The 26,675-nt window shown below is 64.1% G+C and carries 25 protein-coding genes and 1 other RNA gene; 8 read left to right on the top strand and 18 right to left on the bottom strand.

Going from position 1 to position 26,675, the window contains the following annotated elements:
• Positions 1-156: 156 nt before the first annotated feature.
• The 4 genes from LC083_RS09890 to LC083_RS09875 are packed head-to-tail and all read left to right on the top strand — an operon-like array spanning position 157 to position 4,324.
• On the top strand, positions 157-1,257 hold the full coding sequence (locus LC083_RS09890) for a sensor histidine kinase (protein ID WP_226700256.1): 1,101 nt from the start codon (positions 157-159) through the stop codon (positions 1,255-1,257).
• The gene (locus LC083_RS09885; RefSeq protein WP_226700255.1) at positions 1,254-1,901 is read left to right on the top strand and encodes a response regulator; all 648 of its coding nucleotides are present in this window, start codon (positions 1,254-1,256) and stop codon (positions 1,899-1,901) included. The genes LC083_RS09890 and LC083_RS09885 overlap by 4 nt, the downstream gene beginning before the upstream one ends.
• Before the next feature lie 33 nt (positions 1,902-1,934).
• Complete coding sequence (locus LC083_RS09880) at positions 1,935-3,890, top strand: ATP-binding protein (RefSeq protein ID WP_226700254.1); 1,956 nt, start codon at positions 1,935-1,937, stop codon at positions 3,888-3,890.
• Positions 3,887-4,324 carry a response regulator gene (locus LC083_RS09875; RefSeq protein ID WP_226700253.1) on the top strand — a complete coding sequence of 146 codons (438 nt, stop codon included), beginning with the start codon at positions 3,887-3,889 and terminating at the stop codon, positions 4,322-4,324. Before LC083_RS09880 ends, LC083_RS09875 begins: the two co-directional genes overlap by 4 nt.
• 75 nt (positions 4,325-4,399) lie before the next feature.
• On the opposite strand, the gene LC083_RS09870 is transcribed toward LC083_RS09875, so the two are convergent.
• Genes LC083_RS09870 through LC083_RS09855 form a run of 4 tightly spaced genes read right to left on the bottom strand, consistent with a single transcriptional unit; the run spans position 4,400 to position 7,959 of the window.
• Entirely contained in the window at positions 4,400-4,984 is a 585-nt protein-coding gene (locus LC083_RS09870) for an ABC-type transport auxiliary lipoprotein family protein (protein WP_222554495.1), read from the bottom strand.
• Positions 4,985-4,998: 14 nt separating this feature from the next.
• Positions 4,999-5,946, bottom strand: a complete 948-nt coding sequence (locus tag LC083_RS09865; RefSeq protein WP_226700252.1) for an MlaD family protein — start codon at positions 5,944-5,946, stop codon at positions 4,999-5,001.
• Positions 5,947-5,956: 10 nt separating this feature from the next.
• Complete coding sequence (locus LC083_RS09860; protein WP_226700251.1) at positions 5,957-6,850, bottom strand: ABC transporter ATP-binding protein; 894 nt, start codon at positions 6,848-6,850, stop codon at positions 5,957-5,959.
• A complete protein-coding gene (locus tag LC083_RS09855; protein ID WP_226700250.1) occupies positions 6,850-7,959 on the bottom strand; it encodes an MlaE family ABC transporter permease in 1,110 nt (369 codons plus the stop codon). Before LC083_RS09855 ends, LC083_RS09860 begins: the two co-directional genes overlap by 1 nt.
• 116 nt (positions 7,960-8,075) lie before the next feature.
• Between LC083_RS09855 and LC083_RS09850 the strand changes: the two genes are divergently transcribed.
• Together LC083_RS09850 and LC083_RS09845 are read left to right on the top strand one after the other, a co-directional pair.
• On the top strand, positions 8,076-10,784 hold the full coding sequence (locus LC083_RS09850; protein WP_226700249.1) for a valine--tRNA ligase: 2,709 nt from the start codon (positions 8,076-8,078) through the stop codon (positions 10,782-10,784).
• A 1-nt stretch (position 10,785) separates the two neighbouring features.
• A complete protein-coding gene (locus LC083_RS09845; protein WP_226700789.1) occupies positions 10,786-11,520 on the top strand; it encodes a 7-carboxy-7-deazaguanine synthase QueE in 735 nt (244 codons plus the stop codon).
• 121 nt (positions 11,521-11,641) lie between these two features.
• Here LC083_RS09845 and LC083_RS09840 read toward each other — a convergent pair whose 3' ends face one another.
• From LC083_RS09840 to LC083_RS09820, 5 genes are all read right to left on the bottom strand, one after another.
• The gene (locus tag LC083_RS09840; protein ID WP_226700248.1) at positions 11,642-13,624 is read right to left on the bottom strand and encodes an ATP-binding protein; all 1,983 of its coding nucleotides are present in this window, start codon (positions 13,622-13,624) and stop codon (positions 11,642-11,644) included.
• 99 nt (positions 13,625-13,723) lie between these two features.
• On the bottom strand, positions 13,724-14,434 hold the full coding sequence (locus tag LC083_RS09835) for a TIGR02186 family protein (RefSeq protein ID WP_226700788.1): 711 nt from the start codon (positions 14,432-14,434) through the stop codon (positions 13,724-13,726).
• A gap of 38 nt (positions 14,435-14,472) precedes the next feature.
• On the bottom strand, positions 14,473-15,378 hold the full coding sequence (locus tag LC083_RS09830; RefSeq protein WP_226700247.1) for a sulfite exporter TauE/SafE family protein: 906 nt from the start codon (positions 15,376-15,378) through the stop codon (positions 14,473-14,475).
• 46 nt (positions 15,379-15,424) lie between these two features.
• The gene (locus tag LC083_RS09825) at positions 15,425-16,534 is read right to left on the bottom strand and encodes a hypothetical protein (protein ID WP_226700246.1); all 1,110 of its coding nucleotides are present in this window, start codon (positions 16,532-16,534) and stop codon (positions 15,425-15,427) included.
• Positions 16,531-17,928 carry a glycosyl transferase family protein gene (locus LC083_RS09820; protein ID WP_319003436.1) on the bottom strand — a complete coding sequence of 466 codons (1,398 nt, stop codon included), beginning with the start codon at positions 17,926-17,928 and terminating at the stop codon, positions 16,531-16,533. The genes LC083_RS09825 and LC083_RS09820 overlap by 4 nt, the downstream gene beginning before the upstream one ends.
• 85 nt (positions 17,929-18,013) lie before the next feature.
• Between LC083_RS09820 and nhaA the strand changes: the two genes are divergently transcribed.
• Entirely contained in the window at positions 18,014-19,243 is a 1,230-nt protein-coding gene (gene nhaA / locus LC083_RS09815; protein WP_226700244.1) for a Na+/H+ antiporter NhaA, read from the top strand.
• 10 nt (positions 19,244-19,253) lie between these two features.
• Here the strand turns inward: nhaA and LC083_RS09810 are convergent, their stop codons facing one another.
• Both LC083_RS09810 and LC083_RS09805 read right to left on the bottom strand, forming a co-directional pair.
• Entirely contained in the window at positions 19,254-19,691 is a 438-nt protein-coding gene (locus LC083_RS09810) for a VOC family protein (protein ID WP_226700243.1), read from the bottom strand.
• A gap of 83 nt (positions 19,692-19,774) precedes the next feature.
• Positions 19,775-20,524 (bottom strand): TorF family putative porin, encoded by a 750-nt coding sequence (locus LC083_RS09805; protein ID WP_226700242.1) that lies wholly within the window; start codon positions 20,522-20,524, stop codon positions 19,775-19,777.
• 263 nt (positions 20,525-20,787) lie between these two features.
• Here LC083_RS09805 and LC083_RS09800 point away from each other — a divergent pair, with 263 nt between their 5' ends.
• Positions 20,788-21,588, top strand: a complete 801-nt coding sequence (locus LC083_RS09800) for a metallophosphoesterase family protein (protein ID WP_226700241.1) — start codon at positions 20,788-20,790, stop codon at positions 21,586-21,588.
• Positions 21,589-21,600: 12 nt separating this feature from the next.
• Here the strand turns inward: LC083_RS09800 and rnpB are convergent.
• The 7 genes from rnpB to LC083_RS09765 form a co-directional block, all read right to left on the bottom strand.
• Positions 21,601-22,006, bottom strand: an RNA gene (gene rnpB / locus LC083_RS09795) — RNase P RNA component class A.
• A 46-nt stretch (positions 22,007-22,052) separates the two neighbouring features.
• Positions 22,053-22,190: a hypothetical protein gene (locus LC083_RS09790; protein WP_226700240.1), complete on the bottom strand. Its 138-nt coding sequence runs from the start codon at positions 22,188-22,190 to the stop codon at positions 22,053-22,055.
• A gap of 37 nt (positions 22,191-22,227) precedes the next feature.
• Positions 22,228-22,740, bottom strand: a complete 513-nt coding sequence (gene pal, locus LC083_RS09785; RefSeq protein WP_226700239.1) for a peptidoglycan-associated lipoprotein Pal — start codon at positions 22,738-22,740, stop codon at positions 22,228-22,230.
• A 266-nt stretch (positions 22,741-23,006) separates the two neighbouring features.
• Positions 23,007-23,699 (bottom strand): response regulator, encoded by a 693-nt coding sequence (locus LC083_RS09780; RefSeq protein WP_226700238.1) that lies wholly within the window; start codon positions 23,697-23,699, stop codon positions 23,007-23,009.
• Complete coding sequence (locus LC083_RS09775; protein WP_226700237.1) at positions 23,696-25,162, bottom strand: ATP-binding protein; 1,467 nt, start codon at positions 25,160-25,162, stop codon at positions 23,696-23,698. The genes LC083_RS09780 and LC083_RS09775 overlap by 4 nt, the downstream gene beginning before the upstream one ends.
• A 112-nt stretch (positions 25,163-25,274) precedes the next feature.
• Positions 25,275-25,910, bottom strand: coding sequence for an N-acetylmuramoyl-L-alanine amidase (locus LC083_RS09770; RefSeq protein WP_226700787.1), 636 nt, complete (start codon positions 25,908-25,910; stop codon positions 25,275-25,277).
• Positions 25,911-25,990: 80 nt separating this feature from the next.
• Positions 25,991-26,650: a histidine phosphotransferase family protein gene (locus LC083_RS09765; protein ID WP_226700236.1), complete on the bottom strand. Its 660-nt coding sequence runs from the start codon at positions 26,648-26,650 to the stop codon at positions 25,991-25,993.
• Positions 26,651-26,675 lie beyond the last annotated feature (25 nt).

Raw genomic sequence — 26,675 nt, 5'->3', positions numbered from 1 at the left:
GATCTTCTTGCGATGGCGCTGAACCGTTTGCGGGGATCAACCCGACGGAGCTCATCTAGGCGGACGGGACACGGTCCAAATCTGCCGGGCGGCTAACCGCGCGGCGTAGGCCGGATGGCCTATGCGCTTTGCGCCAATTCCTCTAAAGATCGACGAATGCGGCAGCAGGTGCCCTCCTCTCCCCCACCGCTCGAAACGGTTGCGGAACTGCGCGAACTATATCGCGCAGCAGAGGCGCGTGCCGCACGTATGCGTTTGCTGTCGAGCGTCGCGAAGACCCTGTCCGAAGCCAGCCCCGAAGCCTTGAGCGAGGTGCTCGACCAATGCGCGGAGAGGCTGGCTTTCTTTCTTGGATATCGCAGCGCGCGCTTCACCCCTGGCGGCGAGGGATCGGGGATCGCGATCCGCGCGGTCGGCAGCGATCAGCCGCTCGGCTTTATCGCTATTGAAGGCCTTGCTGGCGAACGGGACATCCGGGACGAGGAAGACCGGGAGACGTTTCGTCTCTATCTCGAGCTCATGGGCGCGGCCATCGACCGCAACCGGCGCGACGGAGAGCGCCAGCGACTTGTCGAAACCTTGCTGGATCGCGAAAAGCGGCTTGAAATGCTGGTCGAACGCATGTTCTCGGCGCAGGAAAGCGAACGCCTACGCGTTTCGCAGGAATTGCACGACGGCGTCGCGCAAACCGCGACAGCCCTCGCGAGGCTGATCGAAGGGCCGGGTTCGGAGGCTCCGGACTTGCCAGCGGCAGAGCGGGCACGGCTCGCTGATATCGCCCGAGGCCTGGTGCGGGAGCTGAGGGCAGTCATCGGCGGCTTGCGCCCGACACTGCTCGACGATCTCGGGCTTGAAGCGGCCATACGCGCCCTCGCCGATGGTCTGGAAGACGAAGGCTACAGGGTTTCGGTCAGCCTTTCAGGCTCGGCCGATCGCCTCCCGAGGATCCTGGAAACCGCCCTGTTTCGCGTCGCCCAGGAAGCAATCGCGAACATCCGCAAGCACGCCGGAGGGCCCTGCGCCGTCGGGCTGGAGCTTGCACTTCCAAAAGAGGGCCGCAGCGGCTTCTTGCGCATTGCGGATACCGGTCGCGGCCCGCCCGGTGATTGCCTGCCCCAGGAAGATTCGGGCAAGCACATCGGCATTGGGGTCATGTCGGAGCGCATGACGGCCGTCGGCGGCAGGCTCGACTGGCGGGCAGGCGAACGCGGAGGCGTTGTCGTTACTGCCTATCTCCCCGAGGTGCCGGCTCCATGACTGCAGCAACCCGCGTCCTGATCGTCGATGACCACCAGCTGGCCCGCGAAGGTCTCAAGGCAGTTCTCGCCGGTCCCGACATCGAAATCGTCGACATGGCGTCGACCGGCGAAGAGGCGGTGGAGCAGGTGCGCCAGCACCAGCCGGAAATCGTCCTGATGGACATCCGGCTGGGTGCGGGAATCGATGGCCTGGAGGCGACGCGGCAGATTGTGGCGCTGGGCCTAGGAACACGCGTGCTTATGCTGACCTTGCACGAAATGCCGGCCTATGTTCGCGAAGCGCTGGCCGCAGGGGCAGCCGGTTATATCCTCAAGGACGCCGCAATTGCGGAACTCAAGGCTGCTATCGCGCAGGTTCGGGCGGGCCAGTCGGCCGTATCGCTAGACCTCGTGAACGCCGCGATGCGCGCGGCGCCACTTCCGGGCCGTGAAGCCGACCTTTCCCGCATGCTGACCGGCCGGGAGCGCGATGTAGTGGCGCTGGTCGCGGAAGGGCTGACCAACAAGGAAATCGGTCGCCGGCTCGAAATCAGCCCGGCGACCGTGAAGGTGCATGTCGAGAGGATCATCGGCAAACTCGGCGTCGCCGACCGTACGCAGGCTGCCGTTCTGATAACCCAGATGCGGCGCGAAGACGGGTAGGCTGGGCAGGCGGTGAGACCACAGACAGCCCCCATGCGATTCTGGGCGGATCGTCCTCTGGCGATCAAGGGCTTGGTGTTTATCGCCATCCCTCTCGCCATCCTGTTCAGTGCGCTCGCCTCGCTCTATTTTGCGAGCACTGCCGAAGAAAGGGCCGAGGCCGACGTCCGCCGGGCATTCGCGATCCAGCGCGACACCTATCAGGTCCATGCGCTGCTTTCACAGGCTGCGGCCGGGGTTCGTGGGTATGCGCTGACAGGGCAGGACCGGTTCCTCGAACCGTTCTCCGTGGCGGAGCGGGAATTGCCCCCCACCATGGAACGGCTGGACGAGGCGATCGAGGATCCCGGCGTGCGGAAGGAATTCGTCGTCCTCGAACAGCTGGTCGATGCGAAACGCCAGGGGCTGGGCGACATTGTGCGGGTGTCTCGGGGCGGCGCGGATCTTGCCTCGTCCCGGCAAGCGCTGGAGCAAGAACTGAACGCAAACCGCGACGTGCTCGAACGCCTCGGGAACCAGGTCGACGTCATCCAGCGCAAGGAGGCGGTCCTGCTCGACCAGCGCAGGGAGCGGGTGGATGACGTGCGCTCACGCTTTCTGGCATTGACCGGCATCAGTGCGCTGCTCGGCCTGCTTGGCAGCGTCGCGGCGGTCTATCTTTTCTCCACCGGGATCGTGCGGCGCGTGCGGGTCCTCGAAGGCAATGCCGAGCGCTTGGCGCAGGGTGCAGAGCTGGACGATCTGCCGGAAGAGGCCGACGAGATCGGGCGGCTTGCGCAGCGGCTCGGGCGTGCCAGCGCCCTGCTACGCGCCCGGGAGAAGGACCTGAGCGAGAGTGAGGAACGCTTCCGTCTCGTTGTCGACCGCGTCAGCGACTACGGCATTTTCGCGCTCGATACAGAGGGCAACGTAGCCACCTGGAACCTCGGCGCCGAGCGTATCAAGGGGTGGCGGGCAAGCGAAATTCTGGGTCGCCATTTCAGCTCGTTCTATCCGCCCGAGACCCGCGAATTCCTGCCGCAGCGGATGATAGAGCGCGCGATACGGGACGGCTCTGCCGAGGACGAAGGCTGGCGTGTCCGCCGCGACGGGACGCGCTTCTGGGCCAATGTGGTCATCACCGCCCTGCGTGATGGAGAAGGCACCTTGCGCGGCTTTGCCAAGGTCACGCGGGACATGTCCGAGCGCCGCCGCACGGAAGAGGAACTGCGCAGCGCCCGCGAGGAAGCCATCGCGGCCAGCCGCGCCAAGACCGCCTTCCTTTCGCGAACCAGCCACGAATTGCGGACCCCGATGAACGCCATTCTCGGCTTCGGGCAATTGCTCGAGATCGACGAGGAGCATCTCGCAACGCAACACCGCTCCGCCGTGACGCAGATCATGAAGGCGGGGCGCCACCTGCTATCGCTGATCAATGACCTGCTCGACATCTCGAGCATCGAAGCAGGTGCCAACGAGTTGGCAATCGAGCCGATCGGCCTGCGCGAACTGCTGACCGAAGCGCACGCGATCGGCCTGCCGCTGGTCGAACAGGCCGGGCTTGCCTTCACACTCGACGTACCAGAGGGAGAAGTGACCGTGCTGGCCGACAAACGGCGCGCCTTACAGGTTGCCCTCAACCTCATCGGCAATTCGGCAAAGTACAATCGCACCGGAAAGACCGTACGCCTGTCCGGCCGCATCGAGGGTTCGACTGCGATAATCGAAGTGGAAGACGACGGGCCCGGTATCGAACCTGACAACGTCCCGCGGCTCTTCACGGCATTCGACCGATTGGGCGAGCAGAGCCGGTCAGCCACCGAAGGTACAGGCTTGGGACTGGCGCTTTCGAAGAGCCTGGTGGAATCCATGAAGGGCGAAATCGGGTATCAACCGCTGACGGCCTCCGGCGCACAGTCTGGCGCGCGCTTCTGGTTTTCCCTGCCTCTTGAGGGTTCATCGCCGGAAGACGAGGCCGACGATGCCGCCAGAATTCCCCAAGGATCATGACCATGCAACTCGTGGCGCCTGCCGAAATCACCTCCTGCCGCATTCTTGCGATCGATGATGAAGAGGCCAACGTCCTCTTGCTGCGAAGCGTGCTCGAACGCGAAGGATACACGGACATCCATTGCCTGACCGACCCCAAGAAGGCGATGCGGGCCTATATTGATCTCGAGCCGGATATCGTCCTGCTGGATTTGATGATGCCTGAAATCGATGGCTTCGAACTGCTCGAATCTTTCTCGCGTCATGATCGGGCGGAAGAGTTCCGACCGATCCTCGTCCTGACGGCCGACACGACCCTGCAGGCACGGCGGCGAGCCCTTTCGCTGGGAGCGAAGGATTTCGTCGCCAAGCCTTTCGACGTGATCGAGGTCGGCCTTCGCATTGCCAACCTGCTCGAGACACGCATCTTGTACAAACGTCTCAGGGCGGGCTGAGATTTCCGCTCCAAACGCGCTTTTACGTTTGCGTGGGAATGTCCGCTTTCGGATCGTTGGCGGACTGCAGCAAGACTAGCCGACCCACTCCGCGACCTGTGCTGCGACATCGTTCGCGGCGCGGTTGAGCGCGGGGCCGACGCCCTGCACGTCGGGAGTCACGCCGGGCACGACCGCCTGGAAACGGCGGGTTTCGACTGCCTGGCCCTCGCCGGGACGCACGGCATCGAAGACCACCACCACGCTCGACGTCGTGGCGTCATAGCCGAACTGGCGCAGCGTGCCGGTCAGGCGGTTGGTTGCCAGCGCGCCCGGGTCGTCACCGTCGATTACCACGCGGCCCGACTGGGTACGGATGGTTTCGGCGACAAGGCGGCGGAACAGGCGGGCAGGCTTTTCGACCCAGACGGCATCCTTGAGATAGGCCAGCTCGGTCGCGGTCACCTGGACGGGCACACGGGTCACGTCGAGCGCGGCGGGCGCATCGAAGTCCACGAGTGCGATCGCCGTGCCCGATGCGCTGGAGCCGCCGGTTCCGGCAGGCGCACTGGCGCTCGGCGTCAGGGTGAGCAGGCTTTCGGGCGGTTCGGCGCCGAAGCTGATGCAGCCGCCCAGCAGGAGCGCGGGGGCGAGGATCGCGAGGGTCTTGGTCGGGTTCATCGCGGTATCGCCTCTTAGGGTTCGTATTCGGGCAGCGGCTGGCTGGAAAGCAGCGAGCCCGCGCCCTTCTCTTCGATTTTCTCGGTCACGCTGCGCAGTGCCTTGCTGGTCGCACGCAGGTCGCGCAGCGTCGCCTCGGCAGCGGGCAACGTGCTTTCGGTGAGCTGCTTGGTCGCAGGCCGCGCTTCCTCGAGCGTCTGTTCAAGCGCCCTTGCAGCGCCGCCGGCAGACGCCAGCGTCTTGCGCAGTTCGGCAGCCAGCTGTTCGCCTTCGGTGTTGATCAGGCGGTCGGTAGAGGCCGTCACCTTCTCGAATTCGTCGAGCGCCTCGCTCGCCTCGCGCAAGGTAACCTGCAGCTCGGCCATCGTGCGCTCGATCTGCGGGGCGGTGGCGGCAAGACTGCGGGTCATGTCGTTCGTATTGGCGAGGATACCGGCAATCTCGCCTTGGTTCTCGTCATCGAGCAATTGCGTGAGGCGCTCGGTCAGCGTCGCCAGCCGTTCCAGCAGCAGCGGGGCGTTCGACAACAGCGCATTGAGCCCGCCGTCCTGCGGCGGGATGATCGGCACGCCTTCGGTGCAGGCCGTCGTCTCGCAGGAAATCGGCGGAGCGCCGCTGCGCGCACCGTCAAGCAGGATGGTCGAAACGCCGGTGAAGCTGCCCTGGATGGTGGCAGTGGTCCCGACGAGGATCGGCACTTCTTCCTTCACGGAAATGCGCACGCGGACAAATTCGGGGTCCTTGTCCCACAACACGATCTGGCTGACCTGGCCCACAGGAACGCCGGCAAAGCTCACCTGGCTGCCGTTGGCGAGGCCCGCCACCGACTGCTTGAAGAATATGTCGTATTCCTTCTGGGCGCCTTCGCCCCAGCGAGCCAGCCAGACGATGAACAGCGCGAGCGCCGCCAGCACAGCCAGCGTGACGGCCCCCACCCAGATGTAATTTGCCCGCGTTTCCATCTATCCTCGCTTATGCCTTGCCTTTTTCGGCTTTGTCCAACGCTTTGACCGCGTGCGCGGCGACCGGCATGTCCATGTGGCGGCGCAATTCGTCGAGCGCCTGCGCGGTCAGCGCTGCCCGTCCGCGCGGGCCGTTGAAGTATTCCTGTATCCAGGGATGATCGAGTTCCATGAGGTTCGGAACGGTATCGACCGCGATAACCCGCTTGTCCGCCAGCACCGCCACCCGGTCGCAAATCTCGTGCAGCGTATCGAGGTCGTGGGTGATCAGGAAAACCGTCAGCCCCAGCGTTTCCTTCAGTTCGCGCGTCAGGTTGTCGAATGCCGCCGCGCCGATCGGGTCGAGACCCGCGGTCGGTTCGTCGAGGAACAGCAGTTCGGGATCGAGCGACAGGGCACGGGCAAGGCCTGCGCGCTTTTTCATGCCGCCCGAAAGCTCACTCGGGTACTTGTTGACGGCGTTCTCCGGCAGACCGGAAAGCATGACCTTGTAGCGGGCGATCTCGTGCCGCAGCTCGTCCGAAATGTCGGGATAGAACTGCTTGAGCGGAACTTCGACGTTTTCGCCCACCGTCAGCGTCGAGAAGAGGGCGCCGCCCTGGAACAGCACGCCCCAGCGGTCGCGCACGCCGATTTCCTCGTCCGGCTCGGCATCGATAATTGATCGGCCGAAGACATGGACATCGCCCGCGGTCGGCGGCTGGAGGCCGATGATCGAGCGCATGAGCACCGACTTGCCGGTGCCCGATCCGCCGACCACGCCGATGATTTCGCCACGCCGGACCTTGAGGTCGAGGTTCTGGTGGACGACGTGTTCGCCGAACCGGTTTTCGAGGCCCTCGACCACGATCGGGAACTCGCCCTTGTATCGCTCGTGGCGGCGGGCCTTGTGCGGATCGCTCATCAGCCCCACCCCAGCTCGGTGAAGAACACGGCGAAGAAGGCATCGAGCACGATGACCGCAAAGATGGCGGAAACGACCGACATGGTCGTACGCCTGCCGACCTCTTCGGAATTACCCTTCACCTGCATCCCGTTGTAACAGCCTGCAAGGCCGACGATCAGGCCGAAGACCGGCGCCTTGATGAGGCCGACCCACAAGTCGTAGGTCGGCACGACTTCCTGGATGCGAGACAGGAACGTCCAGAACGGAATGCCGAGCATCGTTTCGCCGATCACCGCACCGCCGAGGATCGCCATGCAGGAAGCGTAGAAACCGAGCAGCGGCATCATGACGACCGCCGCCATGATGCGCGGGATGACCAGCGCTTCCATCGGGGAGATGCCGATCGTACGCATGGCGTCGATTTCCTCGGTCAGCTTCATCGTGCCGATTTCGGCGGCAAAGGCACTGCCCGACCGGCCTGCGACCATGATCGCGGTCATCAGCACGCCCAGTTCGCGCAAGGTGATGCGGCCGACGAGGTTCACCGTCAGCGTCTCTGCCCCGAACTGTGCCAGCTGCACCGCGCCCTGCTGGGCGATCACGACACCGATGAGGAAGCTCATCAAGCCGATGATGGGCAGCGCCGAAACGCCGACGTATTCGACCTGCCGGACCAGCGCGACCATGCGGAAGCGCGAGGGATTGCGCAGGAGCGAACCGCAGGAGATCAGCAGCGCACCGAGGAAACTGACGACACCGATGATACCGGTGCGGGCATTGAACATCTTCTCGCCCATCGCCTCGGGCACGCGGCTCCAGAACGGGAGGCGGGGCGCGGACAGCTTCTCTTCGCCGCCAAGGCCGGAAATGGCTTCGAGCAGGCGCTGGGCGCGTTCGTCCGCGCCGTGGATTTCCGCGTCGTGTTCGGTGGAGATCGTGCAGGCGAGCCAGGCGCCCGTGGTGTCGATCTCGGTCACCCCCGAGATATCGACCCGCGCGATCGCACCGTCGATGCCGCGCAGGTCGTCGTCGGCTGCGCCGATGGTCGATACGAGATAGGGCCCGGTCAGCACCAGCGTGCTGCCGCCCTCCCCTTCGACGACCTCATATTCGGCAAGCCCTGTCATTGACCCCTGCGTATGGGCGGAATTGCCGCATCAAACAAGCACGTTAGCAATGCGCAGCGCCCCAATGCCGTCTCCGGCGTTGCATCGCAGCATGACGGCTGGCAAAGGCCGGTCCCATGAGCACCGAGCTATCCAAGACTTTCGACCCGGCCGAAATCGAGCAGCGCTGGTATGCGCACTGGGAGGACAACGGCCTGTTCCGGCCCGAGCGCAAGGACGCGCAGCCCTTCACCATCGTGAACCCGCCGCCGAACGTCACCGGCTCGCTCCATATCGGGCACGCGCTCGACAACACGCTGCAGGACGTGGTGATCCGCTACGAGCGCCTGCGCGGCAAGGACGCGCTGTGGGTAGTCGGGACCGACCATGCGGGTATCGCCACGCAGATGGTGGTCGAGCGCCAGATGGAGGCGAAACAGGACAAGCGCACCAATTATTCGCGCGAGGATTTCGTCGACAAGGTGTGGGAATGGAAAGAGGAAAGCGGCGGCACGATCACGCGCCAGCTGCGCCGCCTCGGCTGTTCGATGGACTGGAGCCGCGAACAGTTCACCATGGATCCGCATTTCACCGAGGCCGTGCTCAAGGTCTTCGTTGACCTTTATCGGGACGGGCTGATCTACCGCGACAAGCGTCTGGTGAACTGGGACCCCAAGCTCAAGACCGCGATTTCAGACCTCGAAGTCGAGACGCAGGACGTCAAGGGCAGCTTCTGGCACTTCCGCTATCCGCTGGCTGACGGCGTCACGACGTCGGAAGGCAAGGATTACCTCGTCGTGGCGACGACCCGGCCCGAGACGATGCTGGCCGACATGGCCGTCGCCGTGCATCCCGACGACGAACGCTACAAGTCGGTGGTGGGCAAGGACATTCTCCAGCCGATCACCGGGCGGCGCTTCAAGGTCGTGGCCGACGAACATGCCGATCCCGAACTCGGTTCTGGCTGTGTGAAGATCACGCCGGGGCACGACTTCAACGACTTCGACGTGGGCAAGCGCGCCGGCTTCGCCCCGGGCGAAATGCTCAACATGCTCGATGCCGAAGCGAACGTCTGCCAGACGGCCGACGGTCTGGTCCCCGACGAGTTCATCGGCCTGCACCGCTTCCGCCGCGACGGTGTCGATGGCGCGCGCGAATTGGTTGTCGCGCGGATGAAGGAGCTGGGCTTCCTGATCCCGCACGTCACCAAGGACAAGGACGGCAACGAGACCGAACACGATGCCGAACCGCGTACCATCGCGACGCCCTTCGGCGACCGCGGCGGCGTGGTGATCGAACCCTGGCTGACCGACCAGTGGTACGTCGATGCCGAAAAGCTCGCGCAGGCCCCTATCGAGGCAGTGCGTTCGGGCGCGATCGAGATCGTCCCGAAAAGCTGGGAAAAGACCTTCTTCAACTGGATGGAAAACATCCAGCCCTGGTGCGTCAGCCGCCAGCTGTGGTGGGGCCACCGGATTCCCGCGTGGTACGATGCCGAGGGCAACGCCTATGTCGCGATGACCGAGGACGAGGCGCAGGCGCAGGCAGGGGCCGGCGTCGAACTGACCCGCGACGAGGACGTGCTGGACACGTGGTTCTCTTCCGCGCTGTGGCCCTTCGCCACGCTCGGCTGGCCGGAGAACACCGACCTTCTGGCGAAGCATTATCCCAACGACCTGCTGATTTCCGGCTTCGATATCCTGTTCTTCTGGGATGCGCGCATGGCGATGCAGGGCATGAAATTCATGGGCGATGTGCCGTGGAAGCGGCTCTATCTCCACGGCCTCGTACGCGCGGCCGACGGGGCGAAGATGTCCAAGTCCAAGGGCAATGTCGTCGATCCGCTGGGCCTTATCGACCAGTATGGTGCCGACGCGCTCAGGTTCTTCATGGCGGCGATGGAAAGCCAGGGCCGCGACATCAAGATGGATGAGAAGCGCGTCGAAGGGTATCGCAACTTCGCGACCAAGCTGTGGAACGCGACCCGCTTCTGCCAGTCGAACGGCATCGGGGCGAGCACGAGCATCGCCGCGCCCGCTGCCACGCTGGCGGTCAACAAGTGGATCATCGGCGAGGTCGTCGAGACCAAGGACGCGCTCGACAAGGCGCTGGCGGACCTGCGCTTCGATGCCGCGGCGAACACGATCTACCACTTCGTGTGGGACCGGTTCTGCGACTGGTACCTGGAACTCATCAAGGGCAATATCGACGAGGAAACCAGGGCGGTCGCCGGCTGGGCGCTCGACCAGATCTTCGTCATGCTGCACCCCTTCATGCCCTTCATCACGGAAGAACTGTGGTCCAAGCAGGGCGACCGTGCGAACTACCCGCTGATCACTGCCAAGTGGCCCGATCCGCAGGCGGACGTGGATGCCGCGGCCAAGGCCGAAATCGACTGGCTGATCGCGCTCACCAGCGCGGTGCGCACGGCGAAAAACGAACTCGGCATTGCGCCGGGCGCGAAGCTGGCAGCCTATTGCCCCGCCCCGTCGGCGCTCGGCCGCAAGGTGGTGGAAGAGAACGCTGCCGCGATCGAACGCCTTGCGCGCTTGACGCCCGTCCACTTCGCCGATGCTCCTGCGGGCGCGGCGATGCAGGTTGCGGCGGGCGAGGATGCTTTCATCGTGCCGCTCGAAGGCGTGATCGACATTGAGGCCGAGAAGGCCCGCCTGTCGAAGGCACTCGAAGCCTCTGCCAAGGAAGCCAAGTCGCTCGAGGGGCGCCTCGGCAATCCGAACTTCGTCGAGCGTGCCAAGCCCGAAGCGGTCGAGAAGGCGCGCGCCGACCATGCGCACCACACGGCCGAAATCGAACGGCTCGAAGCGGCGCTGGCGCGGCTGGGGTGACGTGAGCCTCGTCCTCGCCACCGACGACACGGGCGGGCCGGAGATTTTCGCTTCGGTCCAGGGCGAAGGGCCGAGCATGGGTATGCCGGTCGCCTTCATGCGGCTGTCGCGCTGCAACCTTGCGTGCGTGTGGTGCGACACGGCCTACACCTGGTATTTCGAGGGCGATAACCGCCCTCACCGCTCTGGCGAATTCTTCGACCGAAAGGGCAATCAGGTGACGCTGGAGGAGGCGGAGGTGGCGGAGCGCATCCTCGCGCTCGGCCAGAACCGCCTCGTGATCACTGGCGGTGAGCCGCTGCTGCAGGCCCCTGCGCTTGCGAAGCTGCTCGACCTGCTGCCCGATATGTCGGTCGAAGTGGAAACCAACGGCACTACCAAGGCCACGACTGCGCTCGATATCCGGATCGACCAGTTCAACGTCAGCCCGAAGCTGGCGCATAGCGGCAATCCGGCAGACCTGGCGCTGATCCCCGAACGGCTCGACGCCTACGCCACCGATCCTCGCGCCTTCTTCAAGTTCGTGATCGCAGAACCTTCGGACGTGGACGAGGTAATAGCCCTGCACGAACGCTATCGCTTCCGTCCCGGCCACGTTTTCCTGATGCCGGAAGGTACCGATAGCGATACGCTGCGGACGCGCGAAAAATGGCTCGCGGACCTGTGCCTGGAACACGGCTTCCGCATGAGTGACCGCCTGCATATCCACCTGTTCGGCGATACCCGCGGAACGTGATTGCGTTTCGCTCGCGCCTCCGCGCGAGCGTCCTCGCTAGACGCGCAGCAAGCTGCGCCCGCTGCGGGCGGGCGGTCGCCCTTGCCTCGCCTGCGGCTCGGTAGGCCGCAACCGAGACCCCTTATCCCTGGCTACGCCACCTTTGGACAGTGCGCTGGACGATGTCCTCTTCGCCGCCGCTCTGGCTCCACAGTTCGACGAAGCTCGGGTCTTCCGATGCCGGACGCTTGATTTCCTCGAGATTGTCGAAGCTCACGCGGATCGGGATGGCGACACCTTCGCCGCAGATGATGCACTCGCGGTTGCGCAGCGCCGGGATGGCATCGAGGAAGCCGCGCGCGCCTTCGGGCATGGCCGCGCGGACGAAGTCCTGGTCGCGGTCGTTGTTGAGGCGCATCGAGATGATAGTACCGCACTGCGACAGCACGCCTTCCGCAAGGTCGGACGGACGCTGCGTGATCAGGCCCAGCGAAATACCGTATTTACGGCCTTCCTTGGCGATACGCGAAAGGATCGTGCCGACCGAGTTGCCGTCGGCGTTCTTTTCGCTCGGCACGTAACGGTGGGCTTCTTCGCAGACCAGCAGGATCGGCGTGGTCTTTTCCTCGCGGCCCCAGATGGCGAAGTCGAACACGAGGCGGCTGAGCACCGCGACCACGGTCGAGGTGATGTCCGAAGGCACGCCCGAGACGTCGATGATCGAGATCGGCTTGCCGTTGGCAGGCATGCGGAAAATCTTGGAGACGAATTCGGCCATGGTGTCGGCCACCAGCATGCCGGAGAACATGAACTGGTAGCGCGGGTCGGCCTTCAGTTCGTCCAGCTTGTTCTTGATGCGCATGTAAGGTGCGGAATTGGTCGCCTTGTCGAGCTTGCCCATCGCGTCCTGGATGGCGTTCGACAGGTCGGACAGCAGGTAGGGGATCGGCGAATCAACCGTGATCTTGCCCATCTGTTCGGCAAGGCGGCTCTTCTGGCGGGCCAGCAACAGGCACTTGGCCAGAATGTCCGCATCGATCTGGCGGTCATTGCCATTGCTGGTGAGCAGCACTTCGCAGTGCTCCTCGAAGTTCATGATCCAGTACGGCATCTGCAGGTTCGATACGTCGAGGATCACCCCGGTCGTGCGGAAGGCCGCCGAATATTCGCCGTGCGGGTCGATCATGACGATGTGACCTTCGGGCGCCGCCTCGCAGATCCGGTGCAGGATCAGCGCGGCGCTGGTCGATTTACCGGTACCGGTCGAACCGAGCAGCGCGAAGTGCTTGCCGAGCATGGCGTCGACATAGAGGCCTGCGCGGATGTCCTTGGTCGGATAGACGCGGCCGATGGTGACGGCGCTGCGGCCGTCGCTGGCGTAAACTTGTTTCAGGTCGGCGGTGCTGGCCGGATAGACCATCGCACCCGGAACCGGATAGCGCGTCACACCGCGGCGGAAGCCGTGCAGCCTGCCGGTGAGCTTTTCTTCCACGCCCTCGCCAAGGAAGTCGATATTGGCGAGGATGCTGCCTGCGCGGCGGTCCTGCTTCTGGTTGCGAACACTGGCTAGGAGCCAGCTGTTGCCGACGCGAATCTTGATCTGTGAACCGACCTGGCCGGCCATCGCGATGGAAGGGTCGGCATCGTCGGCACACTCAGTCAGTCGCTGGACGTCGATGGCGATCATCGAACCGGAACCGGAGATTTCGAGCACGACGCCGATGGGCTGAAGGCCGTTATCGGAAACGCCGTCGGCAACCGGGTCCGCCTCCAGCTCGGCAACCGGGGTCGGCGGCTCGGATTTTACGGGTGCAGGCGCTTCGGCCTCGACCGGCGCGACGGGTGCTTCGGCCTGCGGCTGCTGGGGCGCGTAGTCCTGCGGCGGAACTAACGGCGCGGCCTGTTCTGCCACGGGCGCTTCATATTGCGGTTCGGGCGAGGCCTCCGAAACCTGCTGCGGCTGGTGGACATAGCCCGAACGCGACACGGCGGCGGCCGGAGCCTGTGCCTGCTCGGAGCGCCGGATACGGTCGCGCAGCGAATTGCCGCGCGGCTGCGGCGGCTCCGCGCCTTCTTCCTTGGCCGGATCGAAGGTCCGAAAGTTTCCGCTACCCATGTCGTTCATAACTGGCGCAAGCCCCCAATGCACATCACGCAGAATTGCATGACGGGGATGACGCAGAAGGGTTAAAATCGCGTCAACGATGACGCTTTTTGGCGCTTGTCAGAGCCTGGCGAAGAGGCGCCCTGCACCCCAGCCCATACCGACCGAAAGCATCACGGCAAGCAGACCGTAGGCAAGGCCCCAATTGTTTGCCCCGTTCTCGACCACGCGTTCGAAGCCTACCTTGCGCACCTCCACTTCCGATATTGCGGAGGCGATGACGCGGCCGCGGGTCACGGCAAAGGTTTCTGCCGAATAGGTCCCGGTGGTCACGTTCGAGGGTAGCTCGATGCGCGCTTGGTAAAGCACGCCCTCGTTTATCTGCACGCCGCCGAAATCTTCCCGGTAAAGGCCTTGCCGACGCTTGAGATCGACGAGGCCCGCAGCAAAACGCCGCTCCACCGCCGGTTCGATCGACCCGCTTGGCGACAGCTGGATATAGTCGGTGCCGAATTCGTAGATGGCGGCCGTCTTGTCGTCGACGATCTCGTTGATGGGACGCGATGACGCGACCGCGAAATAGCTGGGCACGGAGCGGAAATCGCTGCTTTCCGCATTGATCCAGACGCCTGCGAAACGTTCTTTTTCTCGCAGGCGGATCGGTTCGCTCGGGCCTTTCAGGACAACGACGATATCATATTCCTCGCCCGGGCCACCCGAGGGGTCGAGGATTGCGCCGAACAGGAGCAGCTCCTGCCCCACGAAGCCCTGGCGCACCTGCACCTCGTGCTGCGACACTTCGGGCACCAGCACCGGATCGCGCTGTCCCATCAGCACGAAGGCGGCGATCGTGAGGAGTATCGCGCGGATCACAGCGGCGACACCGTGAAGATCTCGTCCGGCCGGTAGAACAGGCGAAGGAACATGTTGAAGGCCACGAGCAGCACGATGCCGGCAAGCACGAGGCGCAGTACTTCCGGCTTGGCCTTGACCGCGAATTGCGATCCGAACTGCGCACCCGACACCGAACCGAGCAGCAGCAATGCGACCAGCACGATGTCGACAGCGCGCGTGGTCAGCGAATGCATGAGTGTCGTCGCGATGGTCACGAAGAGGATGTTGAACAGGCTCGTGCCCACCACGACGTTCGCACTCATGCCGAGAATGTAGAGCATGGCGGGGACGAGGATAAAGCCGCCGCCCACGCCCATCAGCATGGTCAGCATTCCGACGACCACTCCGACCAGAAGCGGGGCCAGCGGCGAGATGTAGAGGCCCGAGGCGTAGAACCGCCAGCGGAACGGAAGGCTGGCCACCAGCGGATGGTGGCGCCGGCGCGGGGCCTGCTTGCCGGCGGCACCGCGCAGCGTCTGCAGGGCTTCCTTGGCCATCAGGATGCCGATCGAGCCAAGCAGAACGACGTAGAGCGCGTTGATGACCACGTCGATCTGGCCGATCGCGCGGAAGAAATTGAACAGCAGGGCTCCGAAACCAGAACCGATCACGCCGCCCCCGATCAGGACCGCACCCATGCGGTAATCCACGCCGCGACGCTTCGAATGGGCGATCACTCCCGAAACGCTTGCGCCGGTGACCTGAGTCGAGGCCGAGGCTGCCGCTACCGTGGGAGGGATGCCGTAGAAAATGAGCAGCGGAGTTGTCAGGAAGCCGCCACCGACGCCGAACAGGCCCGACAGCACGCCCGTCAGCGCACCCAGCGCGACGATGACGAGGCCATCGACCGACAGGTTCGCGATTGGCAGGTAGACGTCCATTGCGGTGCCCTATCGCAGGCGCACCGTCGATAAAAGCTGAACCGTGTCAAAAGCCCGTCGAAAGGGTCAGCGCAGGCCCGTCACCCGGCTCCGCATCGCCGGCAATCCGGATGCGATAGTCGAGCCCGATGCGCGCCGGGACATCGCCGATCTCCATCTCGAGGGTGGCTGACGGACCGACATCGATTCGCCCGGCGCCTTTCTGGATCCCGCCCCATGCTCCTGCTCCGATACGCAGGCGCGCCAGATCGAACTTTGCGACTTCGCGATCCACGACCAGCTGGCCATCGGCGAAGCCGGTCGCGAAATCGCCGCCGACGTAACCGGCTTGCGCATAGGCGCGCGCACCCAGCGCTTGCGGCAGGTCGCGATTTTCATAGCCGTAGGTGGCGAAAGCTGCGGGGCGTACCTGTGTACCGGAGCCGGCGTGCGCGGCGCGAACTTCCACGTGGATCGCAAGCCGCTTGTTACCCAGTGGCCGCACGCGCAGTCCCAGGGCCGCTTCGCGCTGGCCGGGTTCGCGCAGGGCAGCACTTGCTCGCAAGTAGATTGCCGGATCGCGCCGCGATCCCGGGGCGAGCGAATAGGCAAGCAATGCACCTGCCTGGCTGCCTCCATAGGCAGGGGGTGCCGGACCAGTGCCAACCTCGCCCTCGTTCCCGCCGCGCAGCATCAGCCACCCGTCGAACCGCCAGCGGCGCTGCGGAACTTCCTCGGAAGCAGCGGGAAGAGGAGCCACCGTCCCGGCCATATCGTCCCTGGGGAGCACGTCTGCGATGCTGGAAGGCATGGGAAGGCGCGCCATCGCTGCCATGAGCAGCAGATTGTGCCCAGCGAGGGTCCGTCCCTCGGAGAAGGGAGCTGGAAGCGTAGCGATGTCGTAGGCGGCATTGAGGTCCCTTCCATGCGAAACGCGCTTGGCGAGCCTTTTTTGGGCAGGACCTGCCAGTACGGCGCTGGCTGCAAGCTCATTAGTCGTCCTCGCCGGGGCTACTTCTAGGACGAAGCGCTCCACGGCGGGTGCTACCCATTGCGGCACAAGCTGGTGGGGAAAGGGGTTCTCCCACGTCGCCATGCGCAGCATGGTCCAGCCGCCCAGCACGACGAGGAGGAAGATGAGCGGACGTCCGCGCCGCTCGACCCCGGCGGAAATCATGCCGGTAATTCCTTTTGCAGCGCCATGGCCGGATGGTCGCTATGTTCCGTCTTGTCCCAGACGACCGGCGCGCCGCACAGCGTTCCGAAGTAGGCGGCGAGCGCCCTCCTCCCGCTCATGATCGCGATAATGTTCGAAACGAACACGCGCGGAACGGCGCGCAGACCTTCGGCGGCCCCGTATTCGCGTGCCGTGAAGACCGCTCTTGCCGCCCACCGCCAGAACAGACCCGCAAACGTGAACAGGAGCAATGCACGAAGCATGGGCGATGGTTCGAGCGCAGCGACAAGGCCGAATTCGACCGCCAGCCCCGAAACGAAGGATGCGGCAACGAGCAAATAGGCACAGGCGAGCACCAGAGCCGCCAGCGGGCCGCGCCGGTCGCGCAGGGTCATCCACCGGTTCAGCACCGACCCGCCCCACCCGAGCCGGTCCCAGCCCTGTAGCGCGATGCCATGCACCCAGCGGGTCTTCTGGCGGACCGAGGTTTCCAGCGAGGACGGGAAATAGGCGCGCGTCGCGACCAACCTGCCGCCTTCTGTTCGCACGCGCAGGAACCGCCCTGCCCCGCCCAGCGCGACCACCCTCTGGCCAAGCTCGTAATCCTCCGTCAGCGAATAGCGTGCGAAAGGTTCGCCCTGGTGGGCGCGCGCCAGCCGGTCCAGCATCGGGCGGGCAATGGCAGAGCCGACCCCCGCTCCCGGGATGGCGCAGCCGAGGGCATTGCGCACGACCATCACCTTGGCATGGGATTCCGCAAACTCGTCGGAATAGTGGCTCGCGATCCAGCGAGAATCCGATGGCGGCAGTGCCATGACCGGCAATTGCACGAAATCGCTATGCCAGACTGCACGGTCGAGCAGTACGAGCGCTGCGGGATCGACCATGTCCTCTGCATCGTGCAGCACGACCATATGCGCTTTGCAGCACATCCGCGCCTCGTCATCCCGCAGCGCAAGATAGAGACGGTTCAGGCAGTGCGCCTTGCTGGTCGGCCCATCCTCCCCGACGATGACCATGCGCACCCGCCGATCCGTTCGCGCGGCAACGGCGATAGAGGCCTGCGTTTCAGGATCGTTGCGATAGCAGCCGACATAGATCCGCAGGTCCTCTTGCGGCCATGATGCAAGCGCATGGGTCAGAGTCGGACCGATAACCGCGTCTTCCCGCCAGGCGGGAATGAACACGGCGGCCATGCCCGTCAGTTCCTCGTCCCGAAGATCTGTTCCGGGGAGCCTTTCGGTCTTCGCGCGGCCTGTCAGGCGCAGCCAGACATAGGCAGCGTCCATCGCCAGCTCGTCCAGCAATCCGATGCCGAAAAACACCGCTGCCATGAGCAAGAGTTCATGCTGAATGAGCGCCAGCCATTCGCCGGCGGTAAATTGTGCGACCAACAAACCGTTTCCCCCCAGTGAGTTACCTAACGCAGGGAATCGACCCTTGCAACGAGCGATGCTTTGCGAAAGAGAGCACCCCGATATGACTGACAGGCAAAATCCCATCCGTCTCGTGTTCGCCCCGGTTCGCGCCCTCTTCGTCAGCGACGCTTCTGCGGGCATCCTGCTGATCCTGGTTGCACTCGCTGCGATGATCGCGGCTAACTCGCCCCTGGCGAACGAGTATCACCACCTCTTCCACGGTGAGCTGTTCTCTGCCGAGGCGTTCAAGCTCAACACGCTGCACCTGTGGATCAATGACGGCCTTATGGCGATTTTCTTCTTCGTCGTGGGCCTCGAGGTGAAACGCGAGTGGATCGAGGGCCAGTTGTCCGACAACGACCAGCGCAAGATGCCGGTTCTCGCGGCGGCGGCAGGCATGATCCTGCCTGCGCTGGTGTACCTCTTCTTCGTCAATGCCGAAGGCGCGCAGGACCTGACGCGCGGCTGGGCTATCCCGGCCGCCACCGACATCGCCTTCGCCATGGGCGTGCTGGGTCTGCTGGGTAACCGCGTTCCCGCTTCGCTGCGCCTGTTCCTGCTCACTGTCGCCATCGTCGACGATATCGGCGCAGTGCTGGTGATCGCCTTGTTCTATACGGCCAACCTCAAGTTCAGCTGGCTGGTCGGCGCAGTAATCGTGACCGGCATCATGATGGCGATGAACCGCGCGCGCGTGAGCGCTTATACGCCTTTCATCCTGATGGCCCTCCTGCTGTGGTTCCTGGTGCTGAATTCCGGCGTCCATGCCACTATCGCTGGCGTCGTGGCGGCGCTTACCATTCCCATGGTCGGCAAGGACGACGACACCATGCTCGAACATCTCGAGCACAACCTCGCACCGTGGAGCGCCTATCTCATCGTGCCCGTGTTCGGTTTCGCGAATGCCGGCGTCGAGCTGGGCGCACTGGGCCTTGCGGGCATCCTTGCCCCGCTCCCGCTGGCGATTGCCGCTGGCCTGTTCGTGGGCAAGCAGGTCGGTATTTTCTCGGCCATCTGGATCGCCGACAAAGTCGGTTTCGCACCGCGTCCGGAAGGGGCGAACTGGGCGGAAATCTGGGGCGTATCGATCCTGTGCGGGATCGGCTTCACCATGTCGCTGTTCATTTCCAGCCTGGCATTCGCCGGCAACAGCCTGCTGATCGAGGAAGCCAAGATCGGCATCCTGATGGGCTCCCTCATCTCCGCAGTGGTCGGCTACACGATCCTTCGCATGACGACCGACCACCCCGACGACCAGCGCTCGCCCTATCTCGAGGAAGACGAACGCTAGGTAGGGGTGCTTACCAGCTTCCGGTATTCTGCATGCTGGCCCAGGGTTCCTGCGGCTCGAGGTAGCCTTCCTGCAAGAGCTCGATGGAAATTCCGTCGGGTGTCCGCACGAAAGCCATGTGCCCGTCGCGCGGCGGACGGTTGATCGTGTGTCCGGCGTCCATCAGCCGCTGGCAGGTCTCGTAGATATTGTCGACGCGGTAGGCGAGATGGCCGAAATTGCGGCCGCCAGAATAAACCTCGCCATCGCTCCCGTCTTCGGGCGGCCAGTTATAGGTGAGTTCCACCTCGGCCACGCCTTCCTGCCCGGGTGCGGCCAGGAAGATAAGCGTGAAGCGGCCCTGCTCGCTATCCGCCCGGCGGACTTCCTTCAGGCCGATCAGCTCGAAGAACGCCACCGTCGCTTCGGGATCGGTGACACGGATCATCGTGTGGAGATATTTGGTCATGAACCGCAACTAGGCATCTTGGCCTCCAAGCGAAAGGGGGCCCGTCACAAGGACGAGCCCCCTCCGGTTGACCTCGTGCGAAATCAGAAGCTGGCTGTGATCGTCCCGACCAGCGCATCGTCGGTGAAGCCATCGATCGAGGGGCCCTCGACGCCGACGTAGGACACGCCCACTTCGAGAATACCGGCCGTCACGCTCGCGCCGATCGACCAGTCCATGCCGCTGTCGTCTGCATCGCCGGCAAGCAGCGGCGGAGCCAGTGCGCCATCGGTATAGCCGAGGTGTCCGGTCACCGTGACCGGCGTGCCCGGCAGGCCGGCACTGAGATCGGTGTAGACATAGAGGTTGTCGTCGCCGCCGAGCGAATCCTGTTCGAAGGCGTAGGCAACGCCAACGGTCGCCTCTGCCGGGCCGAGGTTGAAGCCGACGGAGGCGTAAGGCTCCCAATAATCGGTATCGAGGCCCAGTTCCTCGGTCGGATAGGCGTAATAGAGCAGGCCGACATCGAGACTGACCGCGTCGGTCAACTGGCCCGACCAGCCGCCGTAAATGTCGAATTCCATCTCGCCGTAGACATCTCCGCCATCGATGGAGGATGCCCATACGCCGACGTAGAAGCCGCTTTCGTGCGCGACGTCGACGCCGCCCTGGATCGCCGGGTCACCGCCCGAAAGCGATACGCCGCGGAAACGGTAGTCGGTGGTCAGGGCAGCATTGGCCGATACGGTGATCGGGCCGGATTCTTCTTCGTCCTGCGCAAGCGCCGGGGAGGAGATGCCGCATGCAAGGGCGGCGAGGGATACGGCCAGACGGCCGCGAAAGGACGTGAGCATTTCGAACTCCTTGGGTTCGGATTGGTGCTTCGTCCCACCTGCGTTTTCGCCGGGTCCCGATTCTTGAAAGAGCTCCTCGGGCGAAATCGAAATAAAGGTGCAATATCCTCTTCATCTGCGCAAGATAGCTGCTTCATCTTTTCGCTATCGCAGCGTGAAGCGTGTCTATTGTGCAACTGCGAACGCATTCACCCCTCGCTCATCGCTTGCTGCCATGACGGCTAACCCCTAAATGCGCCCGCAACAGGTAACCGCTTCGAACCATGCTCAACGCTCTTCGCCAGATTTTCCGCAAGCCAGAAAAGGTGGGCCGCATCGCGCACGTCCCGCAGGGTGAGCGCTGGTACGTTATCGGCGATATCCATGGCCGGCTCGACCTGCTTCAGGCCCTGCAGGAGGCGATCGAGGCGGACGATGCGGCCTGTGCCCCGGCAAATTCCACCGTGGTATTCCTCGGCGACCTCGTCGACCGCGGGCCGGACAGTGCAGGTGTCATCAAGCTGGCGCGCAGCTGGGGCAAGACGCGCAAGGTTCGCTATCTGGCCGGCAATCACGAGGAAATGTTCCTCGAAAGCTTCGAGGACAAGGAAGTGCTCCGCCATTTCCTGCGCCACGGTGGCCGCGAGACGGTGCTGAGCTACGGGCTCAAGCGCAAGGAATACAATCGCATGCAGATTGCCGAGGTGCAGAAGGCAATGCACAAGATCGTTCCGCAGAAGCACCGCGATTTCCTCGCGGCCTTCGAGGACATGATCGTGGTCGGCGACTATGTCCTCGTCCATGCCGGCATCAATCCCAAGCGCCCGGTCGAGGAACAGAAGCGCAAGGACCTCCTGTGGATCCGTGAGCGTTTCCTCGATCACGCCGAGCCTTTCAGCCACGTCGTCGTCCACGGGCATACGATCTTCGAGGAAGTCGAGGACACGGGCGACCGCGTCGGGATCGACACCGGCGCCTTCCGCACCGGGGTACTTACCGCGCTGGTGCTTGAAGGCGACAGCCGACGCCGGATCCAGGCGTTCGAGGCCGAAGACGGCAGCATCGCCGTCCGCAAGCAGGACTGATTTCCCGATAGTGATGCCAGGGGGCCTGTAAGCCGGGTTCTGTCTCCGCAGACGGTATCCGGAAGACCGGACCGTATCTGTGGCGGCAGCCATTCGTCTGGGCCATGGGTTGCCCCATGGCTCAAGCAGCCAACCCGGGCGGTCGATGCGAAACGCATCTGCTCCCTTGCGGGAACGTGCCGCCCCTATTCGGCCTTGCTCCGGGTGGGGTTTACCGTGCGAGCCCTGTTGCCAGCGCCCCGGTGCGCTCTTACCGCACCCTTTCATCCTTGCCTGATCCCGCAAGCGGGCCATCGGCGGTTTGCTTTCTGCGGCACTTTCCCTGGGGTCGCCCCCGGCGGGCGTTACCCGCCACCCTCGTTTCGTGGAGCCCGGACTTTCCTCGGATGCAAGCATCCGCGGCTGCCCGGCCCCCTGGCAAGGGTGCAGATAATGCGCCCCGCCGATTTATCCAAGCGCGAAGCTCAGCCGACGAAGAGACCGGCCGCGATGCTGGCAAGGAAGACCGCTCCGAGCAACAACGAATACTTGCGCACGAAAGCATCCTGCCGGTCGTAGAATTCGTCCTGTTCGGAGCCGAGTTGCAAGGACACCAGTTTCATCGCGTCATTCTCCCTGCCCCCCTTGGATCACCCCCGTTTACTGCGCGTCGATCGTGATGGTGACGGCGCGCCTGTTCTTGGCCCATGCGGCTTCATTGCTACCCAGTTCCACGGGGCGTTCCTTGCCGTAGCTGACGGCAGTCAGTCGCCGCTCGTCGATCCCGAGGGAGATAAGGTAGTTGCGAGCGGCATTTGCACGCCGCTCGCCCAGCGCGAGGTTGTATTCGCGCGTACCGCGTTCGTCGGCATGGCCCTCGATACGGGCAGGTTTGCCCGGATATTTCGAGAGCCATGCCGCTTGCGACCGAAGGGCGGCAGCATCGATATCGTCGATATTGAAGCGATCGGTATCGAAGAAGATCACGTCCTGGCCCGCCATCTGGCTGAGGAAGTCGGCCTGGCTGCCCGGTATCATCGAGTTGCCAGAAGCGGTGGGGGCCGAAACCGCCGCACCGGGAGCGGGCGGAAGATCCTCGACCTTCTTCTTGCCGCAGGCCGACAGGCCAAGCGCAAGCGTGAGGACGAGGACGGAAGTAAGATTGGGAGACATCGGATTATTCGCTCCATCAGGAAGCCCGCTGCCGGGCCGTTCGACTGATGGATAGCGCGGTTGGCAAAGAACCGTTCGTACGCCGTTTTTATGCCTGCGTTAAAAAGCCGTGGGAACGGGATTGCAGGATCTGGGCTAAGCCGACTCAGCGCCCAAGCGATCTCGGCGCACGTAGCCGGCGGAAGTCCCCTCACACCTTCGATCACAACCGCCGGCTACGCCTTTTTCCAAGGCGAGCCAGTCGGCCTCGGGACGCGAGGGCAAGCTCAGTCGACCTGGACGAGAGGCTCCGTCAATCGATAGCCTACCCCGCTCTCCGTAACGATAAGCTCCGGGTCCGACGGATCGACCTCCAGCTTGTCTCTGAGCATGGCGATATAGCTGCGCAGGTACTGTCCATCGACGACCGGATCATCCCAACCCGCGATCATCAGGCGCCGCTGCGTCACGACCTGCCCCGCGTTGCGCGCCAGGGTTTCGAAAATGGCGAATTCCTTGGGCGAAAAATGGATCGGCTCGCCCATGAGGACGACCTCGCGCGTTTTCAGATCGACCCGCAACAGGTCCGATTGCAGGACCTTGGGTTCCTTGCCCCGCGCCTCGTTGCGCCGCCGTTCGACCACGCGAATCCGCGCAAGCAGCTCTTCCATGCCGAACGGCTTGTCGATGTAGTCGTCCGCGCCTTGGTCGAGAGCGCGGACCTTGTCCGTTTCCATGTGACGGGCCGAAACGACGATCACCGACGCCTCGGCCTTCTTCTTGAAGGTCGAGATAAGGTCCGACCCGTCCGCATCGGGTAGGCCCAGGTCGAGCAGGACGAGATCGAGCTCAGAGACGCCTACGGCGGCCAGTGCGGTTTTCGCATCCACCGCCTCGAGCACGTCATGCCCGAGAGCGGACAGGACCGGCCTCAGTGTGCGGATGATGGAGGGTTCGTCATCGACGATGAGTATCTTCATGGCCGCGCCTCGTTATTGCGTTCGTCGCGCTGGAGCAGGGGAAACCGCAGCGAAACCCGCGCCCCCCTGCCCTCGCTGGCCGGGGATTCCACCGATATGCTGCCTCCGCAGCCTTCGACGAAGCCCTTGGCGATGAACAGGCCAAGTCCGGACCCTTCTGAGGCACGACGGGCGCTACCCTTGTAGAACCGCTCGAAAACCCGCTTGAGATCGGGTCCGTCGATACCGTCTCCCTGGTCTGTCACGGACAGCTGCGCGACGCCGTCACTTGCTTCGACCTCGATCGAGACGGGAGCGCCCGCGCCGTATTTGCCGGCATTGTCGAGCACGTTGAAAATGGCCTGCTCGACCATGGCCGGGTTCGCCGAAATCACCACCGGACCATCGCCCAGCCTGCGTTCGAACACCACATCCGGGTACAGTGTGCGAGCCTGCCGTAAGGCGAGATTGGCCAGTTCACCGAGGTCGACGACCTGCATCGCCTTGGGCGAGACGCCGGCCTCGATCCGGCCCACGTCGAGCAGTTCGCTGGTATAGCGGTCGAGCCGGTGGCACTGCTCTATGATCGAGGCGAGCAGTGCTGCGCGCTCTTCCTCGGGCAGGCGGATAGCGGGCGAGGACAGGGCCCCGGCTGCCGCCTCGATGACCGTTATGGGCGTCCGCAGGTCGTGCGAAACCGAAGACAGCAGCGAATCCTTCAGCGCCTCGCTACGCGCCTGCGCTCTCGCCTCGGCTACTTCGTCGAGCAGGACGCAGCGCTCGATCGCCAGCGCAATGAGTGCGGAAATCGAATTGAGGTCGGGGATGCCCGGACGGTCACTGCCCGCCTCGGCAAGGTGGAACTGGGCAATCCCGATCACACCCCGTGCGCCGGTCAATTCGAGCACGATTGGATCCAGCGTGCCGGCAGAAGCGGGCGTCATCGGCTCCTGCCCTATCGGGTAGGTCACGATTTCGCCCGTACTCGGACGCAGGAACAGGTCGCCCTGGGACAGGAATATCTTCACCGACCTTACCCCCTGACGCGGCAGGAGGTCGCGCATGACGGCCTCTACTTCCTCCACCTTGAGCGCGCGCTGGAGACGGTCGCTCACGGTCAGCAGGAAGGCGGTCTTGAACTGCGCCTGGGACGCGCGGTCGACGGAGTCGCGCAGCCTGCCGACCAGCAGGCCGGTGATGAGCGCGGTGACGTTGAAAGCGATCAGCGGCACGGCCTCGTCCGCCGTGGTGACCCCGAATTCGAACACCGGCTCGCTGAGGAAGAAATTGTAGACCAGCGACGCGGCAATCGCCGAACCCAGCGCAGCAAAGAGGCCCGAATGCACTGCGATCAGGATAACGCCGCTCAGATATACCAGCACGGCAGTAATCGGGCGGTCGGCCCATTGGGCAACATAGGTTCCCGCGGTCGCGATGAGGAATATCGCGACATCGAGTGCCCATGCGTGGTTGGTCTTGTTCAAGCGGCGGCCTTCATCGTGCTGGTCGGGAAGCATCCCTCCTAACCGCTTTGGCCGCCAGCCGCATGCACGGGTTTTCTACACCCCTGCCATCGCGGCCGGATGAAACAGCAAGCTACCGATGCGCGCCGCGGTCCCGGTCGAGCAGGAGCTGGAACAGGATCGCACGGATTTCGCCGTCGATCTCGCCATCGATCTTGCGCGGGCGCCAGCGGCGCTGGAACGCTTCCACGGCCTTGTGCCCGTTGGTGATGTCGTAGCCGTAGCGCTCCAGCGCGAGATAGAACGCCCCGTCGTTGTCGAACGGGTCGCCCAGTTCGATCTTCGGGGTGGAAAGGCACAGGCCGTATTCCGCCAGCCGTTCCCACGGAAACAGTTCGCCCGGATCGATCTTGCGCGCCGGTGCCACGTCGGAATGGCCGACCACGTTGGCGCGCGGAATATCGTATTGCTTCACCATGCGCGCCAGCAGCGGCACCAGAGCCTCGAACTGCGCTTCGGAGAAGTCGCGATAGCCGTTGAGATGGCCGGGATGATCGAGCTCGATCCCGATGCTGGCCGAATTCACGTCTTTGTGCCCGCGCCAGTAGGACAGGCCCGCATGCCAGGCGCGCTTTTCCTCGGGCACGAGGCGGATGACCTCGCCTTCCTCGCTGATGAGGTAGTGCGCGGAAACCTTGGTTTCGGGATCGCACATACGCTCCAGCGCGGCCTCCGCGCCGAGCATTTCGGTATAATGGATGACCACCATGGTGATGGGGAGCGCGCGCTCGTCGAAATTGGGTGACAGCGCCTCGCGGTGGACGAGTTCGTCCCGGCTCCCCTCCGCGCTCAACCGATGAGCCCTTCGCCTTCGGGCATGACCGCGCCCATCACCAGCGTATCGTCGGTGCGGGCGTATTGCAGACCGCCGCCGGTCTGCTCTGCCAGCAGGGCAATCATGTGGGCCGCCGCAGTGCGGCTGGAGAGTTCGTGGGCCGGCAGGCTGCCGTCGAGCGCCTTGCCGATGGTGTCGTCGAACGCGATCTTGGGGCCGCTGGCGCGAACCACGATCTCGCAATTGCCTTCGCGGATTTCGGCGCCGACATCCAGCGTGCCGCCGCGCACCAGCGCGTCGATCGCGATCTGGGCGAAGTTGAGGAGCACCTTGACCGCCGGCTTGCCGAGGTTCGCGGTCTCGATGGCCCAGTTTATCTCGATCTTGTTCTTGTCCGCGACCAGCGCCTCGATCAGCGCGCGCGGTTCAGCCACGTCGACGCGGTCGCCGAAACCGCCAGCCGCACCGAAGGCGAGACGGAAGAACTTGAGCTTGTTGGTGGAAATCGCCGCGCTCTGTTCCAGCAGCGCGACCACGTTGGCACGCATTTCGGGGTCGGTTTCCATCGCCAGCAGTTCAAGCCCGTTGCTGAGCGCGCCGACCGGGCTGAGCATGTCGTGGCACAGGCGCGAGCAGAGCATTGCCGCAAGATCGGTGGAAGTACTGTCAGTCATGAAGATCCCGTCGGGTACGATATAT

The sequence above is a fragment of the Qipengyuania gaetbuli genome, assembly GCF_020524765.1.
GTDB classification, from domain to species: Bacteria; Pseudomonadota; Alphaproteobacteria; order Sphingomonadales; family Sphingomonadaceae; genus Qipengyuania; species Qipengyuania gaetbuli_A.
Note: the sequence above shows the minus strand (reverse complement) of the source record. Positions and strands in the feature narration are given on the sequence as shown.